Source organism: Nocardiopsis sediminis, assembly GCF_042650565.1.
GTDB classification, from domain to species: domain Bacteria; phylum Actinomycetota; class Actinomycetes; order Streptosporangiales; family Streptosporangiaceae; genus Nocardiopsis_B; species Nocardiopsis_B sediminis.
Window position 1 is genome coordinate 173,508 of record NZ_JBHSBH010000004.1, and the last position, 11,822, is coordinate 185,329.

At 73.2% G+C, this 11,822-nt stretch carries 10 protein-coding genes; 4 read left to right on the forward strand and 6 right to left on the reverse strand.

Annotated elements, in window-relative coordinates; genetic code table 11:
• Window positions 1–68: 68 nt before the first annotated feature.
• Window positions 69–596 (reverse strand): methylated-DNA--[protein]-cysteine S-methyltransferase, encoded by a 528-nt coding sequence (locus tag ACFOVU_RS04930; RefSeq protein WP_378530192.1) that lies wholly within the window; start codon window positions 594–596, stop codon window positions 69–71.
• Window positions 597–634: 38 nt separating this feature from the next.
• Window positions 635–2,107 (reverse strand): AlkA N-terminal domain-containing protein, encoded by a 1,473-nt coding sequence (locus ACFOVU_RS04935; protein WP_378530195.1) that lies wholly within the window; start codon window positions 2,105–2,107, stop codon window positions 635–637.
• 197 nt (window positions 2,108–2,304) lie between these two features.
• Here ACFOVU_RS04935 and ACFOVU_RS04940 point away from each other — a divergent pair, with 197 nt between their 5' ends.
• Complete coding sequence (locus tag ACFOVU_RS04940) at window positions 2,305–2,712, forward strand: YidB family protein (RefSeq protein WP_378530197.1); 408 nt, start codon at window positions 2,305–2,307, stop codon at window positions 2,710–2,712.
• A 108-nt stretch (window positions 2,713–2,820) separates the two neighbouring features.
• On the opposite strand, the gene ACFOVU_RS04945 is transcribed toward ACFOVU_RS04940, so the two are convergent.
• The 4 genes from ACFOVU_RS04945 to ACFOVU_RS04960 all read right to left on the reverse strand — a co-directional run bounded on the left by ACFOVU_RS04945 (window position 2,821) and on the right by ACFOVU_RS04960 (window position 7,030).
• On the reverse strand, window positions 2,821–3,663 hold the full coding sequence (locus tag ACFOVU_RS04945) for a carbohydrate ABC transporter permease (protein ID WP_378530199.1): 843 nt from the start codon (window positions 3,661–3,663) through the stop codon (window positions 2,821–2,823).
• Entirely contained in the window at window positions 3,660–4,595 is a 936-nt protein-coding gene (locus ACFOVU_RS04950) for a carbohydrate ABC transporter permease (protein ID WP_378530201.1), read from the reverse strand. The genes ACFOVU_RS04945 and ACFOVU_RS04950 overlap by 4 nt, the downstream gene beginning before the upstream one ends.
• A 16-nt stretch (window positions 4,596–4,611) precedes the next feature.
• A complete protein-coding gene (locus ACFOVU_RS04955) occupies window positions 4,612–5,955 on the reverse strand; it encodes an ABC transporter substrate-binding protein (protein ID WP_378530203.1) in 1,344 nt (447 codons plus the stop codon).
• Window positions 5,956–6,016: 61 nt separating this feature from the next.
• The gene (locus ACFOVU_RS04960; RefSeq protein WP_378530205.1) at window positions 6,017–7,030 is read right to left on the reverse strand and encodes a LacI family DNA-binding transcriptional regulator; all 1,014 of its coding nucleotides are present in this window, start codon (window positions 7,028–7,030) and stop codon (window positions 6,017–6,019) included.
• Between the two features lie 149 nt (window positions 7,031–7,179).
• On the opposite strand from ACFOVU_RS04960, the gene ACFOVU_RS04965 reads away from it, so the two are divergent.
• The 3 genes from ACFOVU_RS04965 to ACFOVU_RS04975 all read left to right on the forward strand — a co-directional run bounded on the left by ACFOVU_RS04965 (window position 7,180) and on the right by ACFOVU_RS04975 (window position 11,776).
• Window positions 7,180–8,208: an ADP-ribosylglycohydrolase family protein gene (locus ACFOVU_RS04965; protein ID WP_378530207.1), complete on the forward strand. Its 1,029-nt coding sequence runs from the start codon at window positions 7,180–7,182 to the stop codon at window positions 8,206–8,208.
• On the forward strand, window positions 8,205–9,251 hold the full coding sequence (locus ACFOVU_RS04970) for an ADP-ribosylglycohydrolase family protein (RefSeq protein ID WP_378530209.1): 1,047 nt from the start codon (window positions 8,205–8,207) through the stop codon (window positions 9,249–9,251). The genes ACFOVU_RS04965 and ACFOVU_RS04970 overlap by 4 nt, the downstream gene beginning before the upstream one ends.
• Window positions 9,252–10,279: 1,028 nt before the next feature.
• Window positions 10,280–11,776 carry a carboxylesterase/lipase family protein gene (locus tag ACFOVU_RS04975; protein WP_378530211.1) on the forward strand — a complete coding sequence of 499 codons (1,497 nt, stop codon included), beginning with the start codon at window positions 10,280–10,282 and terminating at the stop codon, window positions 11,774–11,776.
• Window positions 11,777–11,822: the final 46 nt, after the last annotated feature.

Sequence of the window (11,822 nt, forward strand, 5' to 3'; positions counted from 1 at the left end):
CCGCCCCTGGGGTTCCGGTGTTTCCGGGGCCTGCCCGCGGCTCAGGCCCCGGGAGGAGCCCGCGTGCATCAGAACAGCAGCCCCGGAGGCGGCGAGGCGGGGGTGGGGCGGGAGCGGCCTTCGAGGGCGAGGAGGAAGCGCTTGCGCTCCAGGCCGCCCCCGTAACCGGTGAGGGAGCCCGTGGAGCCGACGACCCGGTGGCAGGGCACGATGACGCCCACCGGGTTCCTGCCGTTGGCCAGGCCCACGGCGCGTGAGGCGCCGGGGCTGCCGATCTCCTCGGCGAGCTCGCCGTAGGTGGTCGTCTCGCCGTAGGGGATGGTGCGCAGGCCGGTCCAGACGCGGCGCTGGAACGGGGTTCCGTGGAGGTCCAGGGGGAGGTCGAACCCGGCCGGGTCGCCGGCGAAGTAGGCGGTGAGCTGTTCGGCCGCCGCCGCGAATACCGCGGCCGTCGTGGGTACGCGGTCGCCGAACGCCTCCTGCGGCGGGCGGTGGCGCTGGCCCTCCATGTAGAGGCCGCACAGGCCCGTGGGCGTTGCCACCAGGGTGAGCGGGCCAACGGGGCTGTCGGTCACGGCGTGGGTGTGAGGGGTCATCTCGGGCTCCGGTCCGGTGCGGCGGGGGTATGCGGTGGTCAGGCGGCGGGCAGGCGGTTGATGGCGTGGGCGCCGGTGGCCCAGAGGTACTGGGTCGCATAGGCGCGCCAGGGGCGCCAGGCGGCCGAGCGTGGGGTGAGGGCCGCCGGGGTCTCGGGCAGGCCCAGTTCACGGGCGGCCCGGCGGATGCCGAGGTCGGTGGCGATGAAGGCGTCGGGGTCGCCGAGGGCGCGCATCGCGATCGACTCGATGGTCCAGGGACCGACGCCGGGCAGCTCGGCGAGGCGGGCGCGGGCCTCGGCGCGGTCGGCGCCGACACCGAGGTCGAGGGCGCCGTCGGCCAGGGCCGCCACCAGCGTGGTGAGCGTGGTCCGGCGCGTCTGCGGGAACGCCAGCGCCTCCGGGTCCAGCCCGGCCAGCGCAGCGGGGGTGGGGAAGAGGTGGGTCAGGCCGCCCGCGGGGTCGTCGACCGGGTCGCCGTGTGCGGTGACCAGCCGTGCGGCGTGGGTGCGCGCGGCCGCGGTGGACACCTGCTGGCCGATGACCGCCCGCACGGCGAACTCCGGGCCGTCGGCGCTGCGCGGGACCCGGCGGCCGGGGGCCTTGTCCACCAGCGGCGCCATCACCGGGTCGGTGCGCAGCTGGGCGTCGATGGCGACGGGGTCGGCGTCGAGGTCCAGCATCCACCGGCACCGGCTGACCGCGATGGGCAGGTCCCGCAGGTCGGTGAGGGTGAGGGTGCAGGCCACGTGCTCGGGCAACGGGCGCAGCGCGACGGTGCCGTGGCCGCTGGGCAGGCGGAGGGTGCGCCGGTAGGCGCCGTCGCGCCACTCCTCGACCCCCGGGACGGCCGTTGCGGCGAGGTGGCCGAAGAGGTTGTCGGGGAACAGCGGCGAGCGGAAGGGCAGCCGCAGCGACAGCGCCCCCGGCCCTGCGGGCGGGCGCCCGCCCGCGGTGCGCTCCCGCAGCCCGGTGGGGGTGAGCGCGAAGACCTCGCGCACGGTGGTGTTGAACGCCCGGATGCTGGCGAAGCCCGCTGCGAACGCCACGTCGCTCATGGGCAGCCGCGTGGTCTCGATCAGCAGCCGCGCCGTCTGCGCCCGCTGTGCGCGAGCGAGGGCCAGCGGGCCCGCGCCCAGTTCGGCCAGGAGCTGGCGTTCGATCTGGCGGGTGCTGTAGCCCAGGCGGGCGGCGAGCCCGGGCACGCCGTCGCGGTCGACGACGCCGTCGGCGATCAGCCGCATCGCGCGGGCCACCACGTCGGCCCGGTGGTTCCATTCGGGCGACCCGGGACTGGCATCGGGGCGGCACCGCTTGCAGGCGCGGAACCCGGCCTGCTGGGCGGCTGCGGCGCTGGGGTAGAACCGCATGTTCTCCGGCTTGGGCGGCACCACTGGGCAGCTCGGCCGGCAGTAGATGCCGGTGGTGATGACCGCGGTGAAGAACCACCCGTCGAAACGCGCGTCCTTGGACCGGACCGCCCGTACGCACTGCTCCCTGTCGTGGTGCATGTGTCCAGCATCGCCGATGCTCACCGCGGGGGACCGGCCGAAATCCGACATGACCCTGACCCCGCGGCCGCGGGCCGACGCCGTCGCACGGTGGTGCGGCCGACGGCGGGCATACTCGCGAAGGCCGATCATCTTCGGTGATTGACTCGTGACCCTATGTGGTCAACTCTGGTGTGGCGCGGGGGAAAGGAAGGGCCATGGCCGGAGAGAACGACCTGGGGCGCCTGCTCGGGGAGCTGCTGGACGCCGGGGACTCCGTCGAAGGGGACGGCGGCGACGAGGGCGGACCGTCCGGCGACGTCCTCGGCGACCTGCTCAGGGAGCCCGGGGGGATCGGCATCGCGATCGGCACCGAGCTGATCGAGGACCTGATCCAGCAGCTGCGCCTGGGCGGGCTGGGCGAGCAGGCGCGCTCGTGGGTGAGCGCGGACGCCAACGAGGCCGTCAGCGGCGAGGAGATCGCCCAGGCGCTGGCGCCCGAAGAGCTCGACGAGGCGGCGGAGCGGGCCGGGATGTCGGCCGCCGAGGCCGCTGAACGGCTCGCCCGGATCCTTCCCCAGGCCATCGACGGGTTCACCCCCGAGGGCGATCTCCCGGAGATCTAGCGGCGGACCGCGGCGGCGGGGCGAGTGGCCCTGCTGTGCGAGCCGGCGGACTCGCACAGCAGGGGGGACGGCGCGCGCTGAACCCGGGCGCCGTCCGGGGGAGGGGACCTAGTTGGCCATGCCGGTGGAGGCGTAGCCGGCGACGAAGCGGCGCTGGAGCAGCAGGAACACCAGCAGCATCGGCGCCACCATGATCATCCCGGCGGCGCTGACCAGCGCGTAGTTGATCGCGTAGCCCTCCTGGAAGGAGAACAGCGCGATCGACGCGGGCAGCGACTCCCGGTCCTGGAGGAAGGTCACCGCGAGGAGGAACTCGTTGTACGCCTGGAGCCCCGCCACCAGCGCGGCGGTCAGGATGCCCGGCCAGATCAGCGGAAGCACGATCCGGACGAACACCCTCAGCTCCCCGGCGCCGTCGATGCGGGCCGCCGCCTCGTACTCCGGCGGGATCGCGATCAGGTAGGAGCGCAGGAGCAGCGTCGCGAACGGGCTGTAGAGCGCCCAGTAGATGACGATCAGCCCGAACTGCGTGTCGTAGAGGCCCAGGGTCGTCCACCACGACAGCAGCGGCACCAGCGAGAGCTGGATCGGCATCGTGGTGACCACGAGCAGGTACAGCATGATCACGCCCGGCTTGGGCAGATCCAGCCGGACCAGCGCATAGGCGGCGAGGCCGGAGATCACGCACACCCCCAGCACCGTGCCGAGCACGATGACGGCGCTGTTGAGCAGCCCCGTGTCCATGCGGGCGTCGGTCCAGGCCGTGGCGAAGTTCTCCCAGATGAACTCGCTGGGCCAGCTCAACGGGGAGGCGCTGACCTCGGCGGGCGACTTCACCGCGCTGAAGAACAGCACCAGCATGGGGCCCATGGCATAGACCGCCAGGACGACCAGCATCAGGTGGACACCGGGCCGGGCGGCCTTCCTACGGGTGCGCTGTGCCGCGCTCACACGTCCCACCTCATCCGCTTGCGCAGGATCAGGTAGCCGCTGACGGTGACGGCGCTGATCAGCGCCATGACCACGCCGATCGCCGACGCGTAGCCCGCCTGCTGCGAGCCGAAGGCCGAGCGGTACAGCAGCGTGCTGAGCACTTCGGTCGAGCCCGCCGGGCCGCCGTTGGTGAGGATATAGACGTAGTCGAACACCAGGAACGACCAGATGATGGTCATCAGGAACAGGAACACGAACGTGGGCCTGATCCCCGGCAGGGTCACGTGCCAGAACTCGCGCCACTTCCCGGCGCCGTCGAGGCGGGCGGCCTCGTACAGCGAGGGGTCGACCCCCTGCATCGCCGACAGGAACAGCAGCATCAGAAAGCCCCACCACTGCCAGTTGTTGATGACGGCGATGGACCCGAGGGCGAGGTCCCCGTTGCCGAGGAAGTTCACGTCCCCCGGAACGGGCAGCCCCATCCGGTTCAGGGCGCTGAGGACCCCCTCATCGGGGTCCAGCAGCTGGCGCCACACCGACGAGGCCACGATCGTCGCGACCACGTAGGGCACGAAGAACAGCAGCCGGAACAGCATCTGGAAGCGCCGGATCTGGGAGAGCAGGTAGGCGCCCAGCAGGCCCATGGCCATGGGGACGACCAGGAAGAACGCCGTCCACAGCAGGTTGTGCCACAGCGCCGTGCGGAACAGCTGGTCGCCGAACAGGGCGGTGTAGTTGTCCAGCCCGATGAACGACGGGGTGCTGAGCCCGTCCCAGTCGGTGAAGGAGTAGGCCACCGACATCGCGGCCGGGCCGGCGATCACCAGGACGTTGACCGTGAACAGCGGCAGGATGAACAGCCAGCCCACCAGCCGCCGGCGCGGGCGCCCCCGCGACCGCCCCGGCGCGGCGCGCGCCGGGGTGCGGTCGCTTACAACGAGCAGACTCATCGACGATCCGTCCCGGTCAGCCCTCAGGGGTGAACGGCGTGGGAACCGCCCGCTCGCCGACCTCGGCGGTGAACTCCGCGGCCAGGCCCTCGCAGTACGCCCGCGGCTCGACGTCGCCGGTGATGACCCGGTCGAACTCCTCGAAGAAGTAGGCGTTGCTGCGCGGCGGCAGGAAGGTCCAGCTGGTGTAGCCGAGGTTGGCGCTCTCGGGGATCGCCTGGTAGAGCCGGACCGAGCGCTCGTCGGCGTCCTCGGGGAACTGGTCCTCGGTGATGTTGATCGGCGGCGGGTTCTCGCCGGTGGCGGCGAGGTAGGACAGCGAGCGCTCGGGGTCGTTGACCATGAAGTCCAGGAACTCGGCGGCGCTGTCGCCGTTCTGGGTGCTGGCGGAGATCGACAGGCTGGTGCCGATGGCCAGCGGGAAGACCCCGGGCTCGACGTCGGAGCTGAGGGAGGGCAGCGGGGCCCAGTCCCATTCGGCGCCGTCGGTGAAGAACGTCGACATCGAGCCGAAGCTCCAGGTGCCGCTGATGTACATGGCGACGTCGCCGTTGGCCAGGCCGGTCAGCATGTCGGGGTCGGTATTGGTGAAGTAGCGCTCGGTGTCGCCGCCCCACCAGCCGTTGTCCAGCTGCTCCTTGTACATGGTGATCGCCTCGACGACGGCGTCGTTGTCCCAGTCGAGGCCGCTGGTCAGCGTCTCGTAGAGGGTGATCGGGCCGACCGCCATGTTGAGGAAGGCGGTGAGGTACCACTCGGTCTGCGCCTGGTAGCCGCTGTTGCCCGCGCCGACGGGGATGAGCCCCTCGCGCTTGGCGTCGGCGCACAGCGCCTCGAACTCCGCCTTGGTGGTCGGCGGCTCCCAGCCGTGCTCCTCGAACGTGGCCGGGTTGTAGTACAGCACCATCGACCCGTAGCTGGTCGGCAGCGAGTAGAAGGTGTTGTCGACCTGGCTCAGCTCGTAGGCCCAGGGCAGGAGGGCGTCGCGCCAGCCGTAGCCGCCCGCGTAGTCGTTGAGCTCGAGGATCTTCGCCCCGGCGGCGTAGCCGACCACGGTCGAGGGGCCCGGGCTGTAGACGATGTCGGGCGCCTGGCCGGCCGAGACGGCCTGGTCGGTCTGCTGCGCCAGCTCGGTGAGCTGCCGGACGCTCATCTCGACCTGGTTCTCGTCGGAGATGGCGTTGAAGGCGTCGATGTAGTTCTCGCGGAAGTAGTCCTCGGTCTCGGTGCTGGGGAACGCGCCCCAGTACTGCACGGTCGAGGAGGACGAGGAGCCGCCGCAGCCGCCGAGCAGGACGGCACCGGCGAAGGCCGAACCGCTTGCTTGCAGGAAATTGCGGCGGGTGAAGTGTCGGGACATGGGTGCGCTTCCAATGGCCAGGGGATGTGACGGATTGCCCGGGGATACCGGACCGTGGGGTCTATGAGGACTCACGCGGGATGAGCCGGTTGGGTAGCACGACGTCGCGGGGCGGTCCGTCGTAGCCGTCGGCGAGCCGGTCCAGCAGCAGGCGGGCGCAGGAGCGCCCTATCTCGCGGGCCGGGTTGTGCACGGTGGTCAGCGACGGCGAGAGCAGTGCGGCCGCCTCGATGTCGTCGTATCCCGTGAGGGCGATGTCGCCCGGGATGGACAGGCCGCGCCGGCGGAGCGCGTCCATGGCGCCGACCGCGATGAGGTCGTTGGCGCAGACGATCGCATCGGGCTGCCGCGCCCCGCGGCGCAGGAGGCTCTGGGCCCCGTTCATGCCGCCGTCGCGGGTGAAGGTCTCGGTCTTGACGAGGTCCTCGTCGTAGTCGAGGCCGGCCTCGCTCAGCCCGCGCCGGTAGCCGGCGATGCGCAGCCGCCCGGGCTCGGCGGTGACCTCGCCGTTGATGAAGGCGATGCGCCGGTACCCGCGCTCGACCAGGTGCCGCACCACGCCGGCGACCCCGGCGGTGTCGTCGGAGCGGACGATGTCGCCCAGGCCGTCGTCGATCGAGCCGCTGAGGCGGACCAGTTTGGCGCCGGACTCCGCGATCCGGGTATGGTGCATCGGAGTCGCGAAGTGGGGCGCCATCACGATGCCGTCCATGCGGCGGTCGAGCAGGTGCTGGACGACCGCGTCCAGGCTGCGGACGGGCAGTGCCGCGTCGCTCACCGAGATCAGGTAGCCCTCCGGGTGGAGGATGTCCTGCATCCCGGCCGCCAGCTGCGGAAAGAACGGGTTCGTGATGTCGGGCACCACGAGGGCGACGTTCTCGGTGCGCTGGATGCGCAGGCTGCGCGCGCTGGGGTCGGGCCGGTAGCCCAGCTTGCGGATGGCGGCCTCGACCTGGGCGCGGGTGGATGCCCGGACCGGGCGGTTGCCGCTGAGGACGTGTGAGACCGTGGTGGTGCTCACCCCTGCTGCGGCGGCGACATCGCCGATGCCGACGCGACCGCCTACTTTCGGCACGGACCGTCCTCCTACGCAAATCGTTTTGGCTTTTTATCGGATCCGATACTGCCGTTCATGGGCCAGGGCGTCAATACTGAGGGCGAAAGCGATGAACGTCCCGTAGTGCCCCCACAAGTCCCATATGAGGTTATGAGTACGTGGACACCATGAACCGACACCGAACACCGCACGGAGCCCCGCCGACGGACCGGTATCAACGGGCCCGCGGCGCGCTGCTCGGCCTGGCCGCGGGCGACGCGCTCGGCGCGCCCACCGAAGGCATGACCCTCGACGGCATCCGCGCCCTCCACGGCCGGGTCACCGGGTTCCTTAGCGAGGACGCCGCCGGCACCGACGACACCGAGTACGCGGTCCTGTGCGCCCGCGGCCTCCTCCGGCACGGCACCGCGCTGACCTCCGACGACGTCGCCGCCCTGTGGCTGGAGGCGGTCGAGGGGCAGGTGGGCGGCTTCCACGGCGCCGGCTTCAGCGAGATGGCCGCGATCGCCAACCTGCGCGCCGGCGTGCGCCCCCCGGTGAGCGGCTCCGACAGCTACGAGTCGTGGAGCGACGGCGCCGCCATGCGCGTCGCCCCGATCGGCGTGTTCCACGCCGGCGACCCCGAGGCCGCGGCGCGCACGGCCGCCGAGGACGCCCGGGTCAGCCACGCGCGCGACGGGGTCTACGGGGCCCAGGCGATCGCCGCGGGGGTCGCCGCGGCGATGACGGCGCACGACCACGGCGACGTGCTCGCCGCCGGGCTCGCGGCGCTGCCCGCGGACTCCTGGTCGGCGCGGCTTGCGCACCGCGCGGTGGGACTCGCCGGGAAGGCCGGGAGCCCGGAAGAGGCCGAGGAGGTCCTCTACCGCGAAATCCCGCTGTTCCACTACCCGTGGGCCGACGCAGCCCCCGAGGCCGTGGCGCTGTCGTTCGGGATCTTCGCCGCGACCGGCGGCGACCTCACCGCCGGCATCCTCAGCGGCGTCAACATCGGGCGCGACTCCGACACCATCGCGGCCATGGTCGGCGCGATGGCCGGCGCCCTGCACGGCGAAGGCGCCATCCCGGCCCACTGGCGCGAGCAGGTGACCAATGTCACGGGCCGCTGCATCACGGCCACCCGCGGTACCGACCTGGTGCGGCTGGCCGACGACCTGTGCGCCGCCGCGCCGGGGAACGGGAAGGTGGACCGATGACCGTCGACCGACACGATGCCGCCCGCGGAGCGGTGCTCGGGCTCGCCGTGGGCGACGCCGCCGGGCTGCCGGCCTGGTTCCACCGCGCGGCGCGGTCGGGCTGGAGCCGCTCGATGCTCTGGCGGCTCTCCGCCGACCTGGACGCCCAGCAGGTCTCGCGGCCGCTCCTGCCGTTCAGCCCGGCGGCGACCGGGCCGCAGCCGCTCTGCGGGACCGACGACACCGAGACCATGGCCGTCGCGGCGCTGGCGCTGCTCGACGGCGCAGCGCACGACGTCCCCGAGCTGTTCGCCGCCTGGCGCCGCTACTACGCCGACGACCCCGGCGTCTGGAGCGGGATCGCCGAGCGATCGGCCATCCGCAACGCCCGGAGCGGCCTCGTCCCGCCGGTGACCGGCGCGGACAACCCCGTGCACTGGGACGACAGCGCCGTGGCCACCGGCGTCGCCGTCGGGGTGCGCTACGCCGGCGACCCCGACGGAGCGGGCAGGGTCGCCGCGGGCTATGCGGGGATCACCCATGCGGAGGACGGCGTGTGGGCCGCCGAGGCGATGGCGCGCGCCATCGCGGCGCTCATCGGCGGCGAGACGTTGGAGGACGCCGTCGCCGTGGGGGTCTCACAGGTCCCGGAGGACAGCTGGCTGGGGCGCAATCTGCGGCGCGCGCAGCGGATCCGGGAGAGCGCGGAGTCGGCCTTCGCGGCCGTGCCGGAGATGACCCGGGTGCTGAGCCCGGACCGCTACAGCCACGCGGGGGTCGCTCCGGAGACCCTGCCCGTGGCCTTGACCATCGCCCGGCTCAGCGATGGCGACCCGGCGCAGGGCGTGCAGTCCGCCGCGCTCATGGCCCGCCAGTCCGACAGCGTGCCGGCCATGGTCGGTGCCCTGTGCGGTGCGGCGCGGGGGGCCGGTGCGCTGCCCGAGGCCTGGACCGCCGAGATCGACACGGTGCGCGGCGTCCTGGTGCCCGCGGTCGCGGGGCTGAGCCTGAGCGACCTGGCCGACCGGCTGGTCCGGCAGGGGAGCCCGCTCATCGGGGGGTGAACGGGCGGCGAGCGGGGGCGTGGCCTGGAGAGGAGGCCGCGCCCCCGCGCCGTGTCCCCTGTGGTGCGCTTCGAGGCGTTCGGGATGGTCGCCCGATTTCCGCTCCGCACCCCTCTGACCTGTGTTTTTAGGCCTAAACCGAAAGTCGTTGCCGGGTCGTTCGGGCGCGGGAAGAATCGGCGTGACGCCGGTTCCACGCGAGGAGGGGTCCATGGAGCAGAGCGTGTTCGGAGTGGTCGGCGCGGCGATCGGGCGCCGCGGCGTGCTGTGGGAGTTCGCCGGGGGCGGGCGCGGCTGACGGAACGGCGAGCCGATGAGCGAGCGGAGGCGGCGCTGCCTGTGGCCGGAGGCCCCGCGCAGGGCCGTTGGAGCGGAGTGAGGAGGGGAGCGTGACCAGGGAAATCGGAACGGCGAGCCGATGAGCGAGCGGAGGCGGCGCTGCCTGTGGCCGGAGGCCCCGCGCAGGGCCGTTGGAGCGGAGCTAGGAGGGGAGCGTGACAAGGGAAACAGGCAGGGTGGAGCCCGTGGCCGCGGGTAAGCGGGTGGCGGGAGGAGAGGCGCAGCCGCCGCCGTCCCCGCCCGGTGCCGTCGGCGCGGATGCCCGGGCGGCGACGCCCGCCGATCCCGGCCGGGAGACGCCGCCGGCGCGCGAGCCGGCCCGGGATCCGTCCGTGCGGCTGCGGGTCTGCTTCCGCCGCAGAACTCAAGGTGTGCGGCCCGGCTGACGCCGGGCCGCCGGTGCGGACACGGCCCCGGCGTCGGCCGGGGCCGGCCGGCGCGGCGGGGCCGGTGCCGTGGGCGGCGGCGGGGAAGGACGGTCCCCGCCACCGCTCCCCGGTGCGCCCCGCTGCCCGGCGGTACGGCGGCACTGCCGCCACAGGTCGCCCCCGGTGTGTGCGCCGGGGGCGTTCCGCAGGCCCGGCGGGTGCGCCCCGGTGACGCGGCGCACCGGCGCGGCGGGCATGGCACGGAGTGGGAGGAATGTTACGTTAAGTGAACGCATCCCCCGTGCTCGTCGGGGAGGGGTCATGGGGACGGTCGTTCACACCTGCGGCGGCGCCGTCGAGGGCTTCGACGATGACGGGACCGTCGCGTTCCTCGGGATCCCCTACGCGGCGCCCCCCGTCGGCGAGCTGCGGATGCGTCCGCCCCGCCCGCCCCGGCAGTGGAGCGGTGTGCACCCCGCCGACACGTTCGGCCCCACCGCCGTCCAGACCGCCCAGCACCCGCCCTACGACACCCTCTTCCCCTCGCCCGACGTCCCCGGGGACGCGTGCCTGAACCTCAACGTGTGGACCCCCGCCGCCGACGACGGCGCGCGGCCGGTCATGGTCTGGATCCACGGCGGGGCCTGGAACGAGGGCTCCAGCGCCGTCCCGCAGTACCGGGGGCAGCCCTTCGCGCGCGACGGGATCGTGTTCGTCTCGGTCAACTACCGGCTGGGGGCCGAAGGCCTCCTCTACACCGGCGACGACGACGCCAACTGCGCGCTGCTCGACATGGTCCTGGCGCTCAACTGGGTGCAGAACAACATCGAGGCCTTCGGCGGCGACCCCGAGCGGGTGACCGTCGCCGGGCAGGCGTCGGGCGCCATGAGCGTGGCGACCCTCATGGCCATGCCCCGCGCCAAAGGGCTCTTCGCCCGCGCGATCATGCAGAGCGGGTCGGCGGAGTTCACGATGACCACGCGGCAGGCCCGGCGCATCACCCGGCTGTTCGCCGACGACCTGGGCATCCCCGCCACGCGCGAGGCCTTCGTGACGGTCGCCCCGCAGCGGCTCGCCGACGCCCACGACCGGCTCGCCGCGGAGGTGGCGTCGTCGATCGACGTGGCGCGCTGGGGCGGGGTCCTCGCCAGCCGGATGATGTTCCAGCCGGTCACCGGCACCCCCACGCTGCCCGATCCGCCGGCCGACGTCATCGCCCGCGGCGACGCCGCCCACATCGGCCTGCTCATCGGCACGACCACCGACGAACAGCGGGCCTTCCTGGTGCCGGACGGCGGGATCGACCGCGTCACCTGGCCGGTGCTGATCGGTGCCGCGGCCGAGTACGGGCTGGGCCCGCTCGGCATCCGGTACTACGTCGGCACCGAGCACGACCGCGCGCCCGGCGACGTGTTCGCGGCCATTTCCACCGACTGGTTCTTCCGGGTGCCCAGCGTCCGCGTGGCCGACGCGCAGGCCAAGGCGGGCGGGGGACCCGGCGTCTACATGTACGAGTTCGCCTGGCGCCCGCCGACCTTCGACGGTCGGCTGGGCGCCTGCCACGCCCTGGACCTCGGCTTCACCTTCGACGGGCTCGGTGCGCCCGGCGTCGCGGAGCTGGCCGGCGACCGCCCCCCGCAGTCCCTGGCCGACCTCATGCACCGCGACTGGGTCTCCTTCGTCCGCGACGGCCGCCCGGCCGACGACGCGTGGCCGCGCTACGACGCGGTCGACCGCCCCGTGCGGGTCTTCGACGCCGAACCGGGCGTGGCCTACGACCCCTACGCCGACCGGGTGCGGCACTGGCACCACCGCTGACACCGCCCCCGCTCCAGGGCCCGGGCGCCGGTGCGGGCCGGCGGCC

Bases quoted from the DNA above. Each gene is read 5' to 3' on its own strand.
- ACFOVU_RS04930 (WP_378530192.1), bottom strand. From the start codon at position 596: ATGACCCCTCACACCCACGCCGTGACCGACAGCCCCGTTGGCCCGCTC.
- ACFOVU_RS04935 (WP_378530195.1), bottom strand. From the start codon at position 2,107: ATGCACCACGACAGGGAGCAGTGCGTACGGGCGGTCCGGTCCAAGGAC.
- ACFOVU_RS04940 (WP_378530197.1), top strand. From the start codon at position 2,305: ATGGCCGGAGAGAACGACCTGGGGCGCCTGCTCGGGGAGCTGCTGGAC.
- ACFOVU_RS04950 (WP_378530201.1), bottom strand. From the start codon at position 4,595: ATGAGTCTGCTCGTTGTAAGCGACCGCACCCCGGCGCGCGCCGCGCCG.
- ACFOVU_RS04955 (WP_378530203.1), bottom strand. From the start codon at position 5,955: ATGTCCCGACACTTCACCCGCCGCAATTTCCTGCAAGCAAGCGGTTCG.
- ACFOVU_RS04965 (WP_378530207.1), top strand. From the start codon at position 7,180: ATGAACCGACACCGAACACCGCACGGAGCCCCGCCGACGGACCGGTAT.
- ACFOVU_RS04970 (WP_378530209.1), top strand. From the start codon at position 8,205: ATGACCGTCGACCGACACGATGCCGCCCGCGGAGCGGTGCTCGGGCTC.
- ACFOVU_RS04975 (WP_378530211.1), top strand. From the start codon at position 10,280: ATGGGGACGGTCGTTCACACCTGCGGCGGCGCCGTCGAGGGCTTCGAC.